Source organism: Paenibacillus sp. FSL H8-0332 (assembly GCF_037963835.1).
GTDB classification, from domain to species: domain Bacteria; phylum Bacillota; class Bacilli; order Paenibacillales; family Paenibacillaceae; genus Paenibacillus_AQ; species Paenibacillus_AQ rhizoplanae.
Genome location: NZ_CP150145.1, coordinates 4,074,420 through 4,094,362, shown reverse-complemented (window position 1 = coordinate 4,094,362; position 19,943 = coordinate 4,074,420). Strand labels below are relative to the sequence as shown.

The window sequence follows — 19,943 nt, the reverse complement described above, 5'->3', positions numbered from 1 at the left end:
AACAGGCTCATTCTTGTGGTAATAATGTCTGTTATGTTATCTTTGCTTTTGAAGATTGTAAATTACGTAGTCATTCAAGAAGAGGAGGAGAGAGGAAGTCATGGATCATTCAACCCAAACCCCGCAACAAGCCAAAAAGGAATTCAAGCCGAAAGACGCTGTTCTGGTCTTCCTCGTTTTCGCCCTGATCAGTGCAGCCGTTATCTTTGCCCTTGTCATCTACGATGTCCTGACCCTGCTTACGCCTGCCAGCTACATTGACGAGACGAACAAGAGCTATCAGAACTATTCACTCGCTGCGATTGTATGCTTTACATTGGCAGGGGCTTTATTTGAGGAGCTGTTGTTCAGGGGAATTATACAAAATGTATTGAATCTCTACCTTCCCCAGCCCTGGCTCGCCATCGGAATCACCACAGTGCTGTTTGTGGGAATGCATGTCCAGTACTACAGCAAGCCGCTAATGCTGCTGAACATCACCATCCCAAGTCTGGTCTTCGGCTGGATCTATGTGCAGACGCATAATTTGCTGGTCCCGATCCTTGTCCATTTTCTGATGAATCTGGGGATTACGCTGCTGTTCAAATATAAGGTGATTCAGATGAGAGGGGAGAAGGGATAACAGAATGGAGGTCAAAGTGCTAGTGAAGTCCATCCGAGTAGCTGGAAATAAGGTGCAGATGTGGATTCCCTATCTGTCCGATTGAAGATGATCTCATTTGGTTCATTGCAGAGGACTGTTATGATAAGCTGTGGCTCTATGAGGGGAAGACGGCGACGATTCTCCAGGTGATCCCTGAGGTATGGCACATCAATGAATATTACCTGATCTCCAAAAAGTACCAATGGCTTCTCAGCGAAGATCACCATGACGTGCTGCACCTGAGCGGCCAGCCGATCATTGATCGATGGATGAGATATGAAAGCTCTAATCCTTAGGGGATAGAGCTTTCTTCATGCAGATTACACATTCCCATTCCACCAGTCATGGCATTTATCCAAGATTTTTCGATATGATGATTTTCCCCCGTTTGGTTGACTCTTCGCTTTGGCGATACGCTTTGAGCAGGCCTTGAGCAGTAAAGGGGTAAGCCTCATTGATATGGATAGTCAGTTTATTCTCTTTCATCTCGCGAACGATGGATTCAAAATCGCTACGGTTAGGTCTTGCCTGGAAGAAATAGGCGTTAATGCCGCGGACCTTCGGATATTGATTGAGCGCGAATGCCACCACTGAAATATAGGTGCCGCCATCCTTGATGACCGAGTAGCTTTTCTGTCCGATCTCTCCCGGTAACCCGGTACCGAAACTGGATGGGTCCATAGCAGAATCCAAAACAATATCTACAGGCTCTGTGATTTGGGAGGCAAAGTCGGCTTTCATATAATCGATTACCTCGTCTGCACAGAGCCCTTTGACAAAATCATGATTATAGTCCCTCGCGGTTGCGATAACGTATGCTCCATGCTGCTTGGCCAATTGGACCGCCACATGTCCCACGCCTCCTGCACCTGCCTGAACAAGAATACGTTGACCCGGTTGAAGATGGCCATGCTCAAACAGCGCTTGCCAGGCGGTCAGGGCAACCGTAGGCGCGGCGCCAGCCTCTTCGAAGGACAGACTCTCAGGAATGACGGCAAGGAGATCCTCCTCCACCGCAACATAGTCCATGTAGGAGCCCCTCTGAACCATACCCATGACACGATCCCCCGGCTTGAAATGTTTCACGTTCCCGCCAACCTCTTTAACGATGCCGGCTACTTCATTACCAAGAACAAGCGGCAATTGAAATTGATCCGGGAATTTATCGGCCATCGGACTCTGAAGAATTGCGCCGCTGCGAAACAGATGATCTGCGGGATTGATGGATGAGGCGCGCATTTCGACGAGAACCTGTGTGTCGGTGAGTGTGGGAACGGGTACTTCCAGTTCTTCTAGCGCTTCGGGAATTCCAAAGCTTGTCAAAGCAATAGCTTTCATGATGATCCTCCTCGTAAATTGAACACTAATTGTTTAAGCAACATCTGTTTGATAAGATAATAATATTGAGGACTTGAGAGTTCAACCGGCAGAGTTAGAGGAACGTTGCATAGGCAACACATTGTAATCATTGATGTTTAAGAAGGAGATATAGAAGTGGTAAATCAGGAAGATCCTAGGGTATTGCGCACTCGACAGTTAATTAGAACAGCGTTCAGAGATTTGTTGCAGAGAAAAGGATTTGATGCAATCACGATCAAAGATATCGCTCAGGAAGCCACCATTAACCGTGCCACCTTTTATGCTCATTTTGAAGATAAATATGCTTTGCTGGACGAAGTTACAGAAATGGCGTTTTATGAGAGGATTCCTGAGCTAGTGGTGAATGCACAGGAGTTCACGGACGATATATGTGATCAGTTGATCATAATGACGCATCAATATATCACGGATTTTTATCGGATCTGCAGAATAGATTCCAATCCGATGGCTAAGCTGGTCGATGACAAAATAAAGAAAATGCTGCAGCAAACCATAGAAAGCATTTTTCTGAAAGGCAATACCCACCCTGGGATGGACATTCATCATATCAAAATCATGGCGGCCATGACAGGTTCAGCGATCTATGGCGCTGCGCATTATTGGTTAAATGCCGGGGATAAGAATCAAACCGAAGTGCTCGTAGACAATGTTCGTCCTTATGTAATGAACGGTCTGGGGCTGTATTGAGTTTTCCAATAACTTAATTTAATTTTACCCTTTTCCGAAACAATAGTGGCAATTAGCTTATTGTCGGATTTTAATTTTAAATCCACTAGTGATACATATTCAATAGCTGCTTCCTTAACGAATAGAGAAGTTCCTGGCTCGTCGGTGGTCAGTATCATGTCATGGTCAAAGTACTGGAAATCAAACACAGTGACCTTTTTCGTAGCAGGATTGAAGTAGCCGATCTGTGAGCGGTAAATCCCGGAACCCCATCCAGAGGTAAAGTATAATTCATACCGGCTATCCCTATCCAGATCGGCAAGCGCTACACTAGTCAACCCGCCAAACATACCTAAAGAGTAAAATTCGCCATCATATAGAAGAAAAGATCCTGAGGAAATAGAGTATTTGAATACAGAGAATTCAGAATTTTCCGCAACAAAGTCCGGGGTAATGTTAAAACAAGTATCCGTGTCATAGCTGGAGATGAACTTCCGGTTTTTATTAAGAAAATCCTCCACTTGGTTTGTGGAAGGTTTGATCCCTAATTCAGTTGTTGCTGCTCTGATCGCCAGCGTATCGGATGTAACCTGCTCATCATTGGCACAACCTGCGATCGTAAGAATTAAAGCATAAATGATCACCATATATAAATATTTCCTCATATTCCACCTCACATCCAATTAGTTTGCTTGATTTATTATACAACAAATAGAAAAGAGGTAACCCCATGAACGACATAAGACACGCACAAGCTCTAATAACCTGGCACCGCGACCCCAGCAAATTCTCAAGAAATGAATGGATACGGGACATTGTTGTAAACTATGGGGAGGCCATTGACGGGGTCATGCATGGGGATACCTGGACCGTATTGGTCAGGATCACAAGTCAAGTGGAGGGTACCTGGGATACTTATGCGGATGTGGCTTTTTTTGTTGACGCCGCACCGTGGCATTTGTGGGTACCGGGCTACAGCTTCAATCTGTGGGCAGGTAAGGACGTTGCCACCGTTCACATTCTATGAAGATCATTATTACACCAAAGAAGAAATAATGCATTCATTGCAGACTTCCGCAGTAGCATACTTATAATACAGAAGGCGGGGCTCATAAAGAGTCCCGCCTTTGTTCTATACATCTAACTAACTCTGACCTCCGCCAGCGGCGTGTCCAAAAATGGCTTCAGACAAATTGTTGTTCTCTATGAACTGTAAAATAAGCTTCGAACTGGTGGCAAAGGACCGTGGTTTACCAAGGATGGTGGAGGAGATTACGCCGACTATTTTATCGCTCGAATCTATGACTGCACTGCCGCTATTTCCGGGCCAGGTCTGCACATTGAATTCCATGGAGTGCGTGTACACATCGGGTGTTGATGCATTTTTCGATTTGCGGATAACGGCCACATCATCGGCGGTGAATGTTCCGTAGAGCGGTGTCCAGGTGTACCTCTTGGTAGTCAGAGTGTCTGAATTTCCTATTGGCTTAGTAGGGTGCCCGATGACCGTCACCTTTTCGTTGGCCGTTGGTACAAGATTGAACTCCTTGAAATAGCTGTCCTGATAGCTCTTGGGGATTTTGTTAGCGTCAATCTTCAGCAGGGAGAGGTCATCCTTAAGATCTGTTGCCACTAGTGAGCCAAGCAGATACCCGTCCGATTTTTGCGCATAAAAGGTGATTTGGAATCGTAATTTCTTTCCATTATAGCTGGTGGGGGCCACGTGATTATTAGTGACAATATATCCTCCAGGTAACATGAAGCCTGCACCAATGCCTATCTTTGTCTTGGCTCCTTCGCCGGACAGTACATACTTCTCTACCATAACGACACGTGTCAGATTTTTATAATCACGATAGGCTTTTGCTTGATCTTCTTTGGATAATGCGGGGTTGCTGGTGTAAGGCCGAACCTCAATGCCGGATTTGGTGACAGTCGTGGATGTAATGGACACTTTGCTGACGGCAGAAGCTGCGGCTATATGGATGCCCAATGTTAGAGCCTCAACAGCCAGTAGGAATGAGAGGAATCTGCTAACCCTTCGAGTCATAATCACTCCCCCTTTAGTTTTATACTATTGAGGAGTGAGACATGTTGTGACGGTCAGTCTGCGGATATGTAAGAATGGATGTGCGGATTTTGGGCAAACAGGTGAAAAATAGACTTGCGTAAATAGGTGGCCACACTGGCTTCAGAGACTACGGCATGGGAGGGCGTTCGCAGATAGCGGAAAAACAGCCCCGAGGTGGCCTGCTTGACCACCGAGAGAGGCGCATGCTGGCGTACGACCTGGAGCCACTTCTGCCGCAGCGACGAAAGGGACCAGCCCGACGAATGGAAGAAATGAATGAGCGTTTCGTAACACCGGGGATTCAGCGAGAGATATCGAATCACCGAAGTAACGCCCAGATGGTCGGCGCGCAGCATGAAGCCGGCGACAATCACAACGAACCACTCGAACGTGGCTTTTCTAGAGAAGCAAGAACGGAAAGGCTGGGTAAGGTTGTTCATGTATATAAGCATAGTTATGGTCAATTGCTCGGAAATGGGGTAAACTGCTTCTTGTAACCCATTTGGCGGTCCTTCCTTTTAGTGTGAGAACTTAAAGATATCAGACCTTCGCTCAATTGGGTTATTTTTCTATGCAGTTATTTTTCGACAAGAACTTTTGACTGTCCAGGCGAGAATGCGGAACATGCCGTGGTGCGTGAAATCGAAGAATTAGGGATGCAGGTTTCAGATCTTAGGTATAACAGTAGCCAGTATTTCGAGAAAAGCAATACACTGATTTTTAACTATATCTGTACGGTTTTGGATGAGAGGTTAGATGGAATAACGGAAAAGGTTGATGCGGCAACGTGGGTTTCCATCGCAGAAGCCAGAGAGAATATTAAAAAGGACAGCTTGGCGCAGGCTTTCTTGGAAAATTATATTCGTGACAGGAGGTAGGTCATCCAATGGGTGGTATGAAATTTGCACTATTTGCAGATTTACATCATGATGTGATTCCAGATGGGGGAGAACGATTAAATCATTTCTTAACGAGGGCACGTGAAGCAGAGGTCGATTTTATCATTGAGCTTGGGGATTTCTGTCATCCATGCGAGAAGAACGAAGAATTGCGATCCCTATTTAATGGATTTGAAAAGCCACATTACCACGTAATAGGCAATCATGATTCTGACCTGTGTACGAAAGAAGAGGGTAAACATTGGCTGGGTATGGAGAACACGTACTATTCATTTGAATGTGGAAATGTAAAGTTTATCGTACTCGACACAGCCTTTATCAATTCCTTCATACCGGATTACGAATTAATTTGGCTGCAACGAGAAATCTCAGAAAGCTTGCTGCCCATCGTTATATTATCGCATCACAGCTTAGAGAACAGCTTTAGAAAACGTGGTGTATCCAACCGAGAAGAAGTACAACAAATTATTAATCAAGCAACAGCTAATGGCAAGAGAATATTACTTTGTGTTAATGGTCACGACCATACCGATTCAATGGAAAAAATCAATAAAACGTATTACCTCACCCTTAACTCCATATCTTACAAATGGTTTGGTCCGGAATTAGAACACTTTTGCTATTCCCGTGATATTCACGACAAATATCCATTTCTCAAAGATATTATCTTACATAGCCAACCATTATCGGCGATTATATCCATTGATGACCAATGCAATATTGAGATAGAAGGAATGGAAGGTGGCTATCAGAAAATCACCCCCAATGAGTTAGGGATAACGGGTACTTGGGATGGAAGAGTAATTTCACCCCATGTATCTTCCAGGCGGTTGTCGTATGAATAGCATATTGAGAGGAATAGAAATGAAAATAAAATGGTTAATAGTAATGACTGTTATAGGTTTACTGGAAAGTCAAAAGTTCTACATCCGCTCCAAGGCCGGAACGGACAAGAAGTACCGATTTAGGAGCAGTAACGCTTGACCGAAGCCTTTGGCCGCTTCGAAGCCTTGTTCAATCATCTGAACAACGTGGAAAGGTGTCACTGCTTCGCCCTCGGCCTTCTTCCAGCCCAGAATGGTTTGGATGCTATCTTGTAGATTAATGAACAAGGGCAAGCAGGACCACTTCTGGGAATCGCCGACGAGAATGCCGATGGCACCGAACAAATGACCAAAGATATAGTCATCCTTGGAGACATTTTCCGATTCCTGGTGGAGCTTCTTGACCCCTGGCATCCGGCGGCCTTCCTTGGCTTGTTTCATCCCATCTCCGACCAGGACAACGCGATCCTTCACCACCAAGAGAGGTGCATGCTGGCGCACGATCTGGAGCCACTTCTGCCGCAGCGACGAAAGGGACCAGCCCGACTAATGGAAGAAATGAATGAGCGTTTTGTAACACTGGGGATTCAGCGAGAGATATCGAATCACCGAAGTAACGTCCAGATGGTCGGCGCGCAGCATGAAGCCGACGACAATCACGACAAATCACTCGAACGTGGCTTTTCTAGAGAAGTAAGATCGGAAAGGCTGGATAAGGATGTTCATGTATTTGATCAGAATGCGGTTAGGCATACGACAGATCAAGTGGTCATCCGGGTGAACCCGGAGGTGCCGGGAGCCGCGTGATTGAAGATAACGGTCCGGGACTGGATGTGGAGGAGCGGGAATCCTTCTTCGAGCGTTTCTATACCGGAGCGAACGGAGTGACCGGCCTCGGCCTCGCCATCTGCCGCCAGATAGCGGCTCGTCTGAACGGGGAGCTGACCTATTCCCGCTCGGAGCTGGGCGGGGCGCGGTTTAGTTTTTGGAAGAAGGTTGGGTAAGTTCAACTTGCGTTTCCCGTTTGCCCAGTCGCGTCTTATGGGTAATTTATAACTTCAAATATTTCAATATATCTTTCTACTATTATCTGTTTTATTGTTTTTGCCATTCGATCTCATAAAACCGTTTTGCTATATTCGTCGCATTCGTGTGCCAATCAATTGCACCGTCAATATGTATTACAGGACACGTTAGGGTTTGCGCCCATTGTTCAATTCTTGACAGCGAACGCGAAGCCACGAAATCTGTGAATTTCAAATGTTGCTCGTACATATCACCGCCTTTGCGGATACGTTCTCCATGTTCGTTATACGCACGTTGCTCTATACGTTCCATACGCAGTTCAATCGGTGCTGAGATAAATACAGCGAGGTCGTAAAACTTAGGAATTGTGTCGCCAAAATCACCCGTGACAGCGGTGAGGACAAACGAACGATATTTCTCAATGTCGGAAAGTATTAAACTCAAACAGTCCTCATAAGGACGGACTGCGGTATATGGAATTACCGATTTTTTAAAGTGGTAATTCTCATGATCCATATGCTTAAAGTTCAATATATGCGCCAGTTTACATCCAAGAGTAGTCTTTCCGCTTCCATTTGCCCCGAACAAAATTATTCCATGAGTTTTATTCATTTTGCTGCCCTCCATTTTACAATTGCCCAAAATGCAGAAGTTATTATTAACATTTTACCATAACCTGGGGAAGCCAAGCGGCCAGGTCATTGCGCTATCCATCCTGCCCGTTAGCTTAGTAAAGCGTCCACACAAGTCTAATACTTTATTTTCTATAGACTTCTGCCTCCACATAAGCTTGTTTTTGTTGAGGTTAAGCTCCTATGCGAATACTGCATAAAAAACAATATATACCTACTTTATCAAGTAAACTTGGTTGGGAGGATCACTATTGTCTACAAGTATCGCGGCACATACAAAGGGAGGCCTGATGATTATTATTTTGGAGGATTTGTATTATGGGAGTTTACGTCCCAATGAGCGGATAAAACCAAACGATCCTGAATCGCGAAGGATTAATCAGCGGATTATTGATTCATTACAGATGCTAAAAGAGAGACTACCCGAAGAAGATTTTGTTCAGGTTGAGGAACTGCTGGAGCTACATAGTGAATCCTGCTCGCTGCATTCGGCAGCATCTTTTATCCAAGGTTACAAAATAGGTGCATTGATTATGATTGAGGTTTTTGGCGGGGACAAAAGCTCCATTTAAAGAGGCACATAAATTTAGTAGTAAAGGAACCGAAGCGTAAATTTGTTTCGGTTTTTTTGTGCGGAAATTATGAGTGGTATTAATAGTAGATTAAGGTCATAGAACAACTTCTGGAAAAACACTAGTGTTTATTTCACATGGAGAAATTTAGTTCTTTTGGAAGGGGAGATGGGTACCTTGTCGAATATTAAAAAGAGAATGGAGTATGCGTGTGTTCATGATAGTTCAGGGTAAAGAAAGATATATTCAGGTCAAGGAGTGTGTCAATAGTGAACAAAAAGTTAGTGATATCAAGTTTTCTCATTATGTTTTCAGTAGTATGTCTATCTATTACGGTCTATGCGGCCACTACAGGATTCTCTTTAAGGGTAAATGGGATTGCAATTAAAGGGGAAGCAAAGGTTATTGATGGAGTGACTTATGTACCTTTGCGCACAGTTATTGAAGGGATGGAAGGGTCATATCATGTCATGCCGGAGTCGAATACAATCAGTATTTTGAGAAGAGACATAAGCATGTACGGCGGGTACACTGAGTCCAATCCATTACATTCTGGTTCAAAAGCATATTTTGAAATGAATGAAAATTTTAATAAATTCATTGGTTCAGTCTCCATTGAAGAAACGAGCAAAGGAAAGGATGCTCTGAAAGTCTTTCAGGAGAAAAAAGAACCTGCTCCAAGCGGGTATTCCTATGTTCTTATAAAAGTGAACCTTCATATCTTAGCATCTGAAAAGCCGGGGGCATTGCTGTCAATGAATAATTATAGGTTTGAATATATTGATTCAGTAACTCTAAAGAGAACTCCTTCTTTTATGTTCCCCAAATATTCTCCCAGTGTATCTGAAGGGAAACCATTTAACGGTTGGGTTGGATTTTTAATCCCTGAAGGTCATGAATCTGGAATGATAGTTTTGTCCAGTACTGATGATCGGCAGAATGCTTTATGGATGAAAGTTGAATGATATTAAAACCATTTATATTCATTTTTCTAATGGATTTCCTACAAGCGCCATCATTATAATCAGAGGAGGCTTAAACAGAGATATGTATTGGTTCACTACTATTAGTTAAACGAAGGATTATTGTGCATATTGATAAAGAAGGGCATTTATGAGAAAAAGAATTATTTATACGTTATAGCCATCTGAGCTTGAACCTAAAAAAACGGATTCATCATGGATAATAGAATATGTAAGGACTATTGGTAAATTATTGTAGTTGGCAATCCAAGGCTACAAAATAGGTGCGTTAATGATTATTGAGGTGTTTGGCGGGGAAAGGAATTAAATATAATAATAAGGAGTCTACACCATGAAACTAGCAGCAACCCTATACATCAAGAACACCACTGAAGCTGTAGCATTCTATTCAGAAGCCTTTGGACTTACCCTGGGATACCATGAGAAATTCCCGGATGGCACATTTATGCACGCATCTTTACTTAGAGACGGACAAGAAATATTTGCTGTCAGTGAATCACATAATGATACCTTTATTAATATCATGCTCTCATCATCACTAGAGGGATCACGCCCAACTATGAGTTATGGGATTAACTTTGAGCGTGATGAAGAAGTGGAAAAGGCATATGAAATGCTAGCGAAGGGTGGCACGGTGTTATTTTCGTTGGGCGCCCTTCCATGGAGTTCCTGCTGTGCTGAAGTTGTCGATAAATACGGCGTGTACTGGTATATCGCAGTATAGAAAAAAGAGATCATGGAGGGAATAAAATGCCCGTGAAGGTACCTACCAATGAAGAATTGATTTCTTTACTTGGTCAATCATTATTCGATGTATGGACCAAGCTAACCCATTTAGTTGAAACAAAATACGACATGGAACATCTTTGGAACAGTGGAGGGAAAAGATGGACTTATGAGTATAAGTATCGCAGGGGTGGCAAAACCTTATGTACCTTATACGCAAAAGAAGATGCGTTTGGATTCCTGATTATTTTCGGTAAGGATGAAAGAGTTAAATTTGAGGCAGATAGAAATAATTATTCCTTAGAAGTACAACGGGTATACGATGAATCTACCACCTATCATGATGGGAAGTGGATGATGTTTGAATTGAAGGACACTTCCCTGTTTTGTGATATGGAAAAGCTTTTACGAATTAAGCGAAAGCCAAATATAAAATGAATTTGCTTGTGTACGCCATAAGTTTTGAAGAAATCAGAGAGGATAATCTAGCTTTCAAGATCCTTCTTCTCGATGAAGCTCACCGTATTTCCGTCCGGATCAAGGAACCAGAAAGAATAGGCACCCCATGGTCTACGCTCAGGAGGAGAGGTAATCCCGATGCCGGGGATGGCTTGCATTAGACGGTCATATTCAGCCAAGACATCATGGACATAGAACATTAGAGACATATTTTTGTCATTGACCACATTCACTTGGCCCGGATTGTAGACCGCAAGTTGGGCGTTGTCGAATCCGTAATGCTGTCCTTCAACAACCGGAGACTCCTGGAGTACAATTTCATAAAAAGCAGCAAGGCGAGGCGCATTATCAGTCAGGATACAGACTCCACAAAGTTTCATGTGTATACCTTCTTTCTTTGCTATCATTCAACTACTTTGTCCGTCCAATGAAAAACGAATACCGATCTGCCGTACCCAACTCAGTAGTCGCTGTACTATCCATAAGCTGTAATGCTTTCAATAGAGACCCGACTTGTTCGTGCATCAGGTTCACATCGAATTTATCCATTTCTCTGTCTGCGCTATCTACCAGGAGATAGTCTGGGATGGGTATAAGTCCAATCATTGGAATCCCGGCATTGAACAGGGGCTGACTCTCACCGAATTGAAACTTATTATGTCCGCGCAAGATAACTGTCCGGGTGTTATTTCTATCTTCAACAGCTTTCATCCAAATAGCTTCCATTCTTTCATTTCCTGCATAGGTGAATTCTGTGCTTATTTTGCCAGTCGGTCCATATTGTCCAGAAGCATTGTCCTTCCATTCTAAGCTGCCTAGATGCTCTACAGTGAGTCCTGCCACGGCTTTCAGGTGTCCATCTTTACCATCCCACAGCTCAGGATGAGCCTGCATCCAGGTTGAGGTTGCCTGCGACGTACCTTTGAATTCGGGCAATCTGAAATGTCCTGTTACAAAGGTGAAGATCATAGTCCGTTCTGGCTGCTCCTGCTGCTGCAGGTAACGAATCATGGAGAGCATTCCAATCGCACCGTTTTCTTCTACCACATTCACACCATCGGTATGCGTATTTATAATGATCGATTCCTTTTTATTCTTTCCTTCAATTTTCACATAAAAAGATTCGGTCGGTGCATGTTCCTGTGTTTCTGCCTCTAAAATCACTGTGCCCGCCTTATGTGCCTTAGCTGCGTTGATTACCTTTTGCCCTGCTGTTTTATTGATCCAAACTGCTGGAATTCCGAAATAATGCTCGGTGAAGGGGAGGTATTGCTTCTCAGCCTTTTCATCTGAAACACCATCCCAGACGATAATGACTGCTTTGACGCCCTGTTCCTTGGCTTCTTCCAATTTAGCGTGCTTCAAAGCTGTGGTAAGGACCAGATCGCCCTCATCTGAAGGAATACCGCCCGGCGCCCCAACTTTTTCACGTATATTCATAACCAGTGCCAGGGGAAAATTCTTAAAGTTCTTGATTTCTACGACGGCTATTTTGCCCTTGGCTTCCTCATATTTACCAGGTTTGGTGTAGACAAACTCTCCGGTAACTCCATTTGTATCGGTCTCGCCTGAGTAAGGAAACGCAGAGGATACATGAATTTCCTGGTTATCGATGGTCACAGAGCTTTTCTTCTCTTCCCAGCGATCAAAAGTATACTTATCACGGTACACAGTAAGGCCCATATCCGTTACCTGCTGCTGTAACCATGCAATGAACTTATTGTGACCTTCAGATCCTGTTGTACGGCTGCCAAAAGAATTCATTTTCTTAATATTTTCCAACATGGTGGTTGGAGAATCAAGCTGGTCATGGTTGATTTCAGCAGTCAATTCAGCTGGCAGAGTAACGGACCTCGTAATAGGCTGAACATATATGTTAACGATCCAAACCACAGTGGCAATTAAAGCGATAATACCAAACAACACTCTCCGAACCACTAGCAAGACCTTGCCGCTCTTACGCACTCCACCAGCAAAAAACACATTCCATACCCCTGCTACTATCAGCAGTAGATTAGCAAGTGTGAATATCCAAAACGCATTAGTGACTAAGAATACAATCTCTGTTACCAGGGCAACTGCATAGACCCAAAACAGTTTACCTCTTCTCTTGAGGTGAAAAGTATAAATACCTAATTGTGCCAATAGCACGATTATTGCTAGTACAGCGAACAACATTTCTTTTCCGATAAATACAGAAGCACCAAGTGCTAGAATCAGGAACAGAATCCCCGGCAGTTCTCCATTAAATTTACTTCTCATAATATACCTCTCTCGTTATAAGCATATATGCCCGTTTTTAAGTGTACCATTAACTATATTTCACTATAAGGGTTGAAGTATACTTCAAGGTCAAGGCAGGGAGAGAAATTAAATATGGCAGTAGCGTTTTATTCAGAAGCTTTGGGATTTACCTTCGTTGTGCAGGGAACGGCTGCGTCAAGCCGTCATACTAGATAAGTGTAAATTGACCCAGATGACCGAACTTGAAGGAGCATAATCATGAAGAGAACAACGCGAAGAAAAGAAATGCTGCTAAAAGGCATTGCGATGCTGCTGATCGTAATCCTTGCTACGGCTGCATGTTGGCATGAGATTGGAACTCTTTTGGCTTCAGGGAAGATTGATAGTGAGTCCGGCATGGTGCAGAGCATCATGGACAAAACAGCTACTCCAGGTGTAGCGATTCTATCCGCTAGCAAGGGCAAGACCGAATTCAAAACCTACGGCTACGCCGATAAGGAGCAGCGAAGGCCGGTTACGGCGGAGTCGCTTTTTGAACTAGGCTCAACGACCAAGGCCTTTACGGCTCTGGCTGTGATTATATTACAGGATCAGGGGGCTTTGGCTTATACCGATGATGTCTCGCAGTATCTACCAGAGTTTGCTCCAACCTATAAGGGGGAGAAGGTTAAGATCGCAATTAACCAGCTACTATCACATACCAGCGGCATACCGTCATGGAGCATCCGCCTAATCCCCGAAGGTTCAGATAAGGAGCAGCTTGCAGCGACCATACATAAAATGTCCAGCCTTGCGCTGGATACCCAGCCGGGCAATGCGTATCAGTATGCAACAGTGAATTACGATATTCTGGCAGCGATTATTGAACGGGTTACGGGGATGAGCTATCAGGATTATGTGACCGAGCAGATCCTTAAGCCGCTGGGGATGAACGACAGCTATTTCTCGACAGGACAGGAACGGAAGCCGGAGCAGCTAGCGCAGGGGTATCGGGTGTTTTTTGGCAAAAGCATAGCCTACGATGCTCCCAGATACTACGGAAATATAGCCGCAGGGTATCTGGTGACCAATCTGAAGGATTTGCAGCACTGGGTCAACGCTCAGATTGGAAGCGGCGAGGTCCCGGATAATCTAAGAAAGGCCATTCAACAATCCCATAAGCCTGACCTTAGTACAGCGGGAGATGAAAGTGAAAATCTATTCTATGCCTTCGGCTGGAGCCAAGACCGGGAGACGAGGGTGATCCGTCATAGTGGAAGCAACCCGAATTATTCTTCCCAGGCGATCATCGATCCAGAACGTAAGGAGGGGGTGTTCGTACTGGCTAATCTGAACTCTACCGCACCTACGCTGATTGCTCAGAATATCTATGACCAGATGCAAGGGCAGCCGATGAAGACCTTAAAGTATGACGACACCTATATCCTAATGGACGGGATAGGTTCGCTTTTAGTAGTGTTAACTGTGATTGGGATTGCGTTTAAGCTCATCCGGCTGGCAGGAGGGAGAAGCGATTTTGCCACAGAGAAGGGAATCCGCCGCCAAAAGATCAAGGCCCGTGTTACCCTGCTAATCAGAGCGCTGTTGTTACTATTCGTGCTGGGCTGGCCTTTATTGGTGAATTATAATTACAGAAATTGGTCGAGAAATCCCACTCCTTTAGGGGTGGGATGAATCGTCTTTGTTTAAGGGACATCCTTATGCTGTCAAAATTGACAATTCTACAGAAATACCAAAACTACCTTATCATTAATTAACTATCATGCCTTCCCTCTGGACTCGTGCCTACTTGGTCAGTACGGCAGGGAACGTTTCAAGCGAAACGATCAAACGATATGTCGAGGAACAAAAAACAAGGGGGTGAAACCCTGCAAACCGTAACGATTCCACCCCGTCCGTCTGTATTGGTGAATATGGGGAACGAATACATTCGAACCGTCAACGAATTAACGGAGCAAGCCGAAAGGTCTGGAACGTTTCCGAAATTAACTTCAAAAACCGTCCATGCCAATCTACCCTCTGCCGTAAAGAATCAAGTGATTCGAGACGCCAAAAGCCTGTTTCAGCGGTTCAAGAAAACGAAGAAACGGCCTCTTCTCCAAAAGAGGGTGTACTACGTGAACAATCAAAATTATACGATTTGGGGCAACCACATTTCTTTCCCCGTGATCCTGGATGGAAAAGTACAACGTCTTGTGGTCCCTGCGCTTCTTTCGGATCGGGAGCGAGACAACCTTTCGAATGGGAAGCTTGGACTTCTGCGCGTGGTTCAAAAATCAGCGAAATGGTTTGTTCAAATTTCAATCGAACGCCCCACCAAACCAGTCGATGGTGATGAAGTGATGGGGATTGATCTAGGCTTGAAAGTGCCTGCTGTTGCCGTAACCTCAAGTGGCAAGACAAAATTTTGCGGAAATGGACGTAAAAACAAATTTGTTCGCCGTAAGTACAGCAGCTATCGCCGCAAATTAGGAAAGCTTAAAAAGTTATCCGCGATCCGTAAACAGACCGACAAGGAAAGTCGTTTTATGAAAGATCAGAATCACAAAATCAGCCGCCAGATCGTGAATATGGCGATTCAAGAAAAGGTGTCTGTCATCAAGCTAGAGAAACTGACGAATATTCGTAAGACGACAAGAACAAGTCGTAAAAACGCTAAAAATCTGCATCAATGGTCGTTCTATCAGTTGCAAATGTTCATCGCATATAAGGCGACACTTGCTGGAATCCAAGTGGTTGAAGTGAATCCGGCATACACCTCGCAAGGCTGTCCCTCTTGTGGAGAGCGGAACAAAGCAAAGGATCGAACGTATCATTGCAACTGCGGTTATACAGCACATCGGGATCGGGTCGGTGCCATCAACATCATGCGTCAACCTGTGGCAGATGGTAACAGTCTGCCAGCCTAGGTAGCTATAAGCTCTGATCTAGGATGGGCGAATGAACTCGCCCTTAACTTAGCAGTAGGGCAAAGCGGAAACGTATGCGCCCGCTAACTAGCTAAGAATCCCACCCTTTTAAGGGTGTGGAGGTTCAATTGTGGCATTTACGGGCTGTGATGGTAGTCCTAAGAGTAGTGTTACCATTGTTGGCGGAAAAGAGAATATTAAATATGCGAATCTGAATAGTGATCAAAAGGCTTCTTTATCCGATCAGACAGCTTCACCGTTTTCTTTTGCATTCGAGGAAGAGAACACTTCGGAAATTCAATATTTGAAAATTGGCGAAGAGATTTCAATTGATTTTGGATCAAATCCGCCTGACACACTTTCCATAAGCGATGGATTACTTGATTCTAATGGAGATTATTTATATACATCCAAATTAATAACCGACGTTCCCTATGTTACAAAGAAAGGCGTGTATAGCTTCAATTTAGAAACGCACATCGCTTCTTCCTTAAGCTCTTACTATGAAAAAGATAAAAAGGAATATAGAGGTTTTATCATAAATGCAATCTGGGAGAAGCAGGAGAAGAAATATGCTTTTGCGATCCAATCAAGCGCTCACTGAAAGGGGAACTTTCCTGAAGGCAGGGCGCTGACGAAGCAGGATTATGTTATTATCGTTGGGGACTTCGGCTTGCTGTGGGCAGATGATGCGGAGGATCGCTTTTGGCTAAAATGGTTGACTGAGAAACCATGGACCACCCTGTTTATTGACGGGAATCACGAGAACTTTGATCTGCTCGAATCCTATCCAGTCTCCGAATAGAACGGCGGTCGGGTGCATCACATTACTCCTAGTATCATATCGGTTAAACCAAAAAAAGGAGCAGAAAAAAACTGCCCCTCTAAGACTCATTAATAATCATTTTTCCATAACACTAGAAATCTGATTTTGAACCTCATCTATTGTAAATTCGCGGCTTAATCCTTGAAGACTAGATGAGATGACTCCATTTTTTTCGATTAAAAGGGAGTTGTACGTTTTTTGTGTATAGTAAGAGCCGGTATCCTCTAAGAACATAACATACTTAGAATCAGAACTAACATAATATAAAGGGTCTGTTAGTTTTAAGGATATTGTTTTATTCGTTTCGTCACCTTTCAACACTTTCAAAACATTCAGATTTGATTCTTGTGAAGGAGGGTCACCGTCAAGATTTTTAGTGTCAGTGATTTCTCCATAAACAACCAAGTCTGAATTTGATAACAATTCTTCAAAGGTGTAAGAAGGCCAATCTCCAGTATTGCTATTGTTTCCGGTACTAGGTTCAGTCGAGGATTGACATGAACTAATCAAAAGTACAAACAAAAATAATAATAGTAATTTTGTGAATCTGGTTCTGTTCATCTATCTCCTTTTATGATGGGGATTTCTGAATATTATTAATAATATCCCCACTGCCAGCTTCATCGAGCCTTCTATACAATATAATTACGAAATGAATATTCAACTATATGCTAAATAGTAGCGAAAGTGATGATACGTGATGACAAAGACAAAGCTTACAGAAATACTTCATAAACGAAATATTAAATATACTGAGATTGGTAAATGGGGGAAGTACCTTAGAGGCATCTGGGAGAAGGAATTTGCTGAGGCTATAAGCAGTGATGAAAAAAGGAAAATATATTTGCACGACTTTTTATGGAATCTATTCAGCTACAGTAAAGTAAATGCCTACGAAAAGGACCATGCAAAACTTGCTTTTAATAACGAAATAAAGAATCGCGTGTATGTATTTTACCAACATTCTGATCTTGCATTAACTATAGAGAATGCGAAGAACATTGTTGCGGATGATTTTAAAAATGAAGACGATATTTATATCGTCGACACGGAATTTCAATGGACGTATGTTAACACTCATGAATCATTTAGTGGACCTTATTTTTATAAAAAATACTGATCTGATTACCTTCGCCATACTTCCGCCATGTTCTGGTTCCATCTACTCTGACATAATACGGTAATAGAACAGAGGATGGTTTTACATCAGCTCTTAAGGAGGAATAGGCATGTTTCATAAAACAGTGACGCTGCAGCCTTTTGCAGATATTTCGGTGTATACTAAAGGGTTCAAGATCGTCTCGGCTCAACTCGGTGGAGATGGATGCGTATATGTCCTGCTGATTAACCAGATCCCGGAACGGAAACGAGGAATGTTCGTCCAACCGGCTTTGAAGCAACCGCATACTTACAAGGTTTTGATGATAGAAAGTCAACATTATATCGATGAGATTTTGATTGAGGATCAGCATTTTAATTATCATTATGTTCAGCCGCTCCGCAGACATCTGCTGTTGGTTGGAGCGCGCTGCTCGTATTATGGTGCAGGCACATATGATCTGAACGCCAAAGTGTGTGATTATAAAGGACGTACCGTTCGTGAGTTCCTGCTTGGGGACGGGATTCAGAAGGTTCAAGTGACGGAGAAAGGCACCATCTGGACCAGTTATTTTGACGAAGGCGTGTTCGGGAATAACGGGTGGGATCAACCTGTCGGTGCACACGGCCTTGTGGCCTGGGATGAGCATGGCAACAAAGTATACGAAGATCATGTGTCGGATATTGCCGATTGTTACGCATTGAATGTTGTCCGTGAAGAGGAGGTCTGGTTTTATTATTATACGGACTTTTTGCTCGGCTGCATCTCAGGCGGACCCACTCAGCCCAAGGTCACATTTATGAATCCTGAGATTTCCGGTTCGGCCGGGTTCTGCACGGATGGTTGTCACTTCTTGTTCGATGGCGGTTACGGCAAACACGGAGACTATTATATCAAAAAACATGAACAAGCAAGCCTGACCAAAGGGCATAAGATACAGTTCCTTAATGAAAAATCTGAGCCGCTTGTACCAGTGACGCAAGATTTTCGGGAAGATCGCGTGCTGTTCTGTGCAGATGATATGTTGTATCAGGTTTCGGTTAAAGAATTGCTCTGATGATGAGGGTACATTCTAGGGGCTGTGACGGGGGAGTGGAAGAGTGACTTGTTACAGCCTTTTTTTCCTGAAGTAAGTAGCACAGGCTTGTCTAAATGGGGAGGGGCAGCAAAGTGACAGATAACCTATAATATGGTAGGGTTATTGCATTACGCGGAAATTGAGGGTGGCATACATAATGAAGGTTAAGATTTTATTTATATTATTGTCCGTTTCATTAGCACTAAATGTAGTGATATTTTATGGATTATCGAAGTATGATTTAGTTGAGAAAGGAAGTACAATTTCGAGTATCAATAAGTCAATTTCAACTTCTATTGATGTACCTAACACAAGTTTACCTAAAACAAATATGGCAGCAGATTCATTGACATTACTAGATAAAGATGTCATAGAAGCGAAAATAAAATCTGGTTACGGATATATCTATAGTCTAACGGATGATCAAATCATGAAGGCGATCAATGAAGGGAAAAAAGATGGTGCATATTTCGGTGAAGACTTCAAATTACCCTTATTATCATCGACCAGCAACGATAGTACATTTGAATACAGGGACGTATTTATTAATACACCTTACAGATATGTGGCAATACATTCAAGTAATCAATACGCAAAATATGATAGGACGTCATCTATAGAAGAAGTGTGGAGATTTATCAGCTATGATCATATTTCATTCTCTGCTTATGTGACGCGTGGATGGGCTAAGATGTTAGCCATTGAAATGATACAGGAAGGTAGAATAATACAACCATACAAGACTGAAAATAATGCGAATGGAGATATGAAGAGTGTCAATTTTTCAGTCAATGATATAGATTTTCGGGAACCTGCTTCTTTGAAAGTATTTGAAAAAAGTAATCCTGAAAAATATGCAGAGTATAAGATCTATTTCCAGGATTATGTAAAATAAGATACATATAA

At 43.2% G+C, this 19,943-nt stretch carries 26 protein-coding genes and 1 pseudogene; 18 read left to right on the top strand and 9 right to left on the bottom strand.

Annotated elements, in window-relative coordinates:
* Nucleotides 1–100: 100 nt before the first annotated feature.
* The gene (locus NST43_RS17855; protein WP_339218404.1) at nucleotides 101–622 is read left to right on the top strand and encodes a CPBP family intramembrane glutamic endopeptidase; all 522 of its coding nucleotides are present in this window, start codon (nucleotides 101–103) and stop codon (nucleotides 620–622) included.
* A 372-nt stretch (nucleotides 623–994) separates the two neighbouring features.
* Here the strand turns inward: NST43_RS17855 and NST43_RS17850 are convergent, their stop codons facing one another.
* On the bottom strand, nucleotides 995–1,981 hold the full coding sequence (locus NST43_RS17850) for an NADP-dependent oxidoreductase (protein WP_339218403.1): 987 nt from the start codon (nucleotides 1,979–1,981) through the stop codon (nucleotides 995–997).
* A 156-nt stretch (nucleotides 1,982–2,137) separates the two neighbouring features.
* Here NST43_RS17850 and NST43_RS17845 point away from each other — a divergent pair, with 156 nt between their 5' ends.
* Nucleotides 2,138–2,710, top strand: a complete 573-nt coding sequence (locus tag NST43_RS17845; protein ID WP_339218402.1) for a TetR/AcrR family transcriptional regulator — start codon at nucleotides 2,138–2,140, stop codon at nucleotides 2,708–2,710.
* Here the strand turns inward: NST43_RS17845 and NST43_RS17840 are convergent.
* Nucleotides 2,680–3,336 carry a hypothetical protein gene (locus tag NST43_RS17840; RefSeq protein ID WP_339218401.1) on the bottom strand — a complete coding sequence of 219 codons (657 nt, stop codon included), beginning with the start codon at nucleotides 3,334–3,336 and terminating at the stop codon, nucleotides 2,680–2,682. The two genes, NST43_RS17845 and NST43_RS17840, sit on opposite strands and share 31 nt — an antisense overlap.
* Before the next feature lie 83 nt (nucleotides 3,337–3,419).
* Between NST43_RS17840 and NST43_RS17835 the strand changes: the two genes are divergently transcribed.
* Nucleotides 3,420–3,716 carry a hypothetical protein gene (locus NST43_RS17835; RefSeq protein WP_339218399.1) on the top strand — a complete coding sequence of 99 codons (297 nt, stop codon included), beginning with the start codon at nucleotides 3,420–3,422 and terminating at the stop codon, nucleotides 3,714–3,716.
* 117 nt (nucleotides 3,717–3,833) lie between these two features.
* Here the strand turns inward: NST43_RS17835 and NST43_RS17830 are convergent, their stop codons facing one another.
* Nucleotides 3,834–4,739, bottom strand: coding sequence for a serine protease (locus NST43_RS17830; protein ID WP_339218397.1), 906 nt, complete (start codon nucleotides 4,737–4,739; stop codon nucleotides 3,834–3,836).
* Between the two features lie 53 nt (nucleotides 4,740–4,792).
* Complete coding sequence (locus NST43_RS17825; RefSeq protein WP_339218396.1) at nucleotides 4,793–5,212, bottom strand: hypothetical protein; 420 nt, start codon at nucleotides 5,210–5,212, stop codon at nucleotides 4,793–4,795.
* Nucleotides 5,213–5,299: 87 nt separating this feature from the next.
* Between NST43_RS17825 and NST43_RS17820 the strand changes: the two genes are divergently transcribed.
* Nucleotides 5,300–5,638 carry an NUDIX domain-containing protein gene (locus NST43_RS17820; RefSeq protein ID WP_339225460.1) on the top strand — a complete coding sequence of 113 codons (339 nt, stop codon included), beginning with the start codon at nucleotides 5,300–5,302 and terminating at the stop codon, nucleotides 5,636–5,638.
* 8 nt (nucleotides 5,639–5,646) lie between these two features.
* Entirely contained in the window at nucleotides 5,647–6,504 is an 858-nt protein-coding gene (locus NST43_RS17815) for a metallophosphoesterase (protein ID WP_339218394.1), read from the top strand.
* Between the two features lie 78 nt (nucleotides 6,505–6,582).
* Here the strand turns inward: NST43_RS17815 and NST43_RS17810 are convergent, their stop codons facing one another.
* Nucleotides 6,583–6,963: a hypothetical protein gene (locus NST43_RS17810; protein WP_339218393.1), complete on the bottom strand. Its 381-nt coding sequence runs from the start codon at nucleotides 6,961–6,963 to the stop codon at nucleotides 6,583–6,585.
* A 69-nt stretch (nucleotides 6,964–7,032) separates the two neighbouring features.
* Here NST43_RS17810 and NST43_RS17805 point away from each other — a divergent pair, with 69 nt between their 5' ends.
* On the top strand, nucleotides 7,033–7,290 hold the full coding sequence (locus NST43_RS17805; RefSeq protein ID WP_339218391.1) for a hypothetical protein: 258 nt from the start codon (nucleotides 7,033–7,035) through the stop codon (nucleotides 7,288–7,290).
* Nucleotides 7,287–7,487: an ATP-binding protein gene (locus NST43_RS17800; protein ID WP_209992529.1), complete on the top strand. Its 201-nt coding sequence runs from the start codon at nucleotides 7,287–7,289 to the stop codon at nucleotides 7,485–7,487. Before NST43_RS17805 ends, NST43_RS17800 begins: the two co-directional genes overlap by 4 nt.
* Before the next feature lie 91 nt (nucleotides 7,488–7,578).
* Here the strand turns inward: NST43_RS17800 and NST43_RS17795 are convergent, their stop codons facing one another.
* Complete coding sequence (locus NST43_RS17795; protein WP_339218390.1) at nucleotides 7,579–8,121, bottom strand: AAA family ATPase; 543 nt, start codon at nucleotides 8,119–8,121, stop codon at nucleotides 7,579–7,581.
* 271 nt (nucleotides 8,122–8,392) lie between these two features.
* Here NST43_RS17795 and NST43_RS17790 point away from each other — a divergent pair, with 271 nt between their 5' ends.
* From NST43_RS17790 to NST43_RS17775, 4 genes are all read left to right on the top strand, one after another.
* A complete protein-coding gene (locus NST43_RS17790) occupies nucleotides 8,393–8,713 on the top strand; it encodes a DUF6809 family protein (protein ID WP_339218389.1) in 321 nt (106 codons plus the stop codon).
* Nucleotides 8,714–8,982: 269 nt separating this feature from the next.
* Nucleotides 8,983–9,678, top strand: a complete 696-nt coding sequence (locus tag NST43_RS17785) for a hypothetical protein (RefSeq protein ID WP_209992527.1) — start codon at nucleotides 8,983–8,985, stop codon at nucleotides 9,676–9,678.
* Nucleotides 9,679–10,027: 349 nt separating this feature from the next.
* A complete protein-coding gene (locus NST43_RS17780) occupies nucleotides 10,028–10,420 on the top strand; it encodes a VOC family protein (protein ID WP_339218387.1) in 393 nt (130 codons plus the stop codon).
* A gap of 26 nt (nucleotides 10,421–10,446) precedes the next feature.
* A complete protein-coding gene (locus NST43_RS17775) occupies nucleotides 10,447–10,860 on the top strand; it encodes a DUF3788 domain-containing protein (protein ID WP_339218385.1) in 414 nt (137 codons plus the stop codon).
* 47 nt (nucleotides 10,861–10,907) lie between these two features.
* Here NST43_RS17775 and NST43_RS17770 read toward each other — a convergent pair whose 3' ends face one another.
* Together NST43_RS17770 and NST43_RS17765 are read right to left on the bottom strand one after the other, a co-directional pair.
* Nucleotides 10,908–11,261 carry a VOC family protein gene (locus NST43_RS17770; protein WP_339218384.1) on the bottom strand — a complete coding sequence of 118 codons (354 nt, stop codon included), beginning with the start codon at nucleotides 11,259–11,261 and terminating at the stop codon, nucleotides 10,908–10,910.
* A 31-nt stretch (nucleotides 11,262–11,292) separates the two neighbouring features.
* Entirely contained in the window at nucleotides 11,293–13,143 is a 1,851-nt protein-coding gene (locus NST43_RS17765) for a hypothetical protein (protein WP_339218383.1), read from the bottom strand.
* 240 nt (nucleotides 13,144–13,383) lie between these two features.
* Between NST43_RS17765 and NST43_RS17760 the strand changes: the two genes are divergently transcribed.
* The 4 genes and pseudogenes from NST43_RS17760 (at nucleotide 13,384) to NST43_RS17745 (ending at nucleotide 16,638) form a co-directional block, all read left to right on the top strand.
* A complete protein-coding gene (locus NST43_RS17760; RefSeq protein WP_339218382.1) occupies nucleotides 13,384–14,799 on the top strand; it encodes a serine hydrolase domain-containing protein in 1,416 nt (471 codons plus the stop codon).
* A 97-nt stretch (nucleotides 14,800–14,896) separates the two neighbouring features.
* Nucleotides 14,897–14,989, top strand: a pseudogene (locus tag NST43_RS17755) (transposase); the annotation flags it as partial.
* The gene (locus tag NST43_RS17750) at nucleotides 14,961–16,034 is read left to right on the top strand and encodes a transposase (RefSeq protein WP_339218380.1); all 1,074 of its coding nucleotides are present in this window, start codon (nucleotides 14,961–14,963) and stop codon (nucleotides 16,032–16,034) included. The pseudogene NST43_RS17755 and the gene NST43_RS17750, both read left to right, overlap by 29 nt.
* A 130-nt stretch (nucleotides 16,035–16,164) precedes the next feature.
* Complete coding sequence (locus NST43_RS17745) at nucleotides 16,165–16,638, top strand: hypothetical protein (RefSeq protein ID WP_339218379.1); 474 nt, start codon at nucleotides 16,165–16,167, stop codon at nucleotides 16,636–16,638.
* A gap of 297 nt (nucleotides 16,639–16,935) precedes the next feature.
* Here NST43_RS17745 and NST43_RS17740 read toward each other — a convergent pair whose 3' ends face one another.
* Nucleotides 16,936–17,421: a hypothetical protein gene (locus NST43_RS17740; protein ID WP_339218377.1), complete on the bottom strand. Its 486-nt coding sequence runs from the start codon at nucleotides 17,419–17,421 to the stop codon at nucleotides 16,936–16,938.
* 139 nt (nucleotides 17,422–17,560) lie between these two features.
* On the opposite strand from NST43_RS17740, the gene NST43_RS17735 reads away from it, so the two are divergent.
* The 3 genes from NST43_RS17735 (at nucleotide 17,561) to NST43_RS17725 (ending at nucleotide 19,932) form a co-directional block, all read left to right on the top strand.
* Complete coding sequence (locus NST43_RS17735) at nucleotides 17,561–17,980, top strand: DUF4275 family protein (RefSeq protein ID WP_339218375.1); 420 nt, start codon at nucleotides 17,561–17,563, stop codon at nucleotides 17,978–17,980.
* Nucleotides 17,981–18,089: 109 nt separating this feature from the next.
* Complete coding sequence (locus tag NST43_RS17730; RefSeq protein WP_339218374.1) at nucleotides 18,090–19,016, top strand: hypothetical protein; 927 nt, start codon at nucleotides 18,090–18,092, stop codon at nucleotides 19,014–19,016.
* Between the two features lie 178 nt (nucleotides 19,017–19,194).
* On the top strand, nucleotides 19,195–19,932 hold the full coding sequence (locus tag NST43_RS17725; protein WP_339218373.1) for a hypothetical protein: 738 nt from the start codon (nucleotides 19,195–19,197) through the stop codon (nucleotides 19,930–19,932).
* Nucleotides 19,933–19,943: the final 11 nt, after the last annotated feature.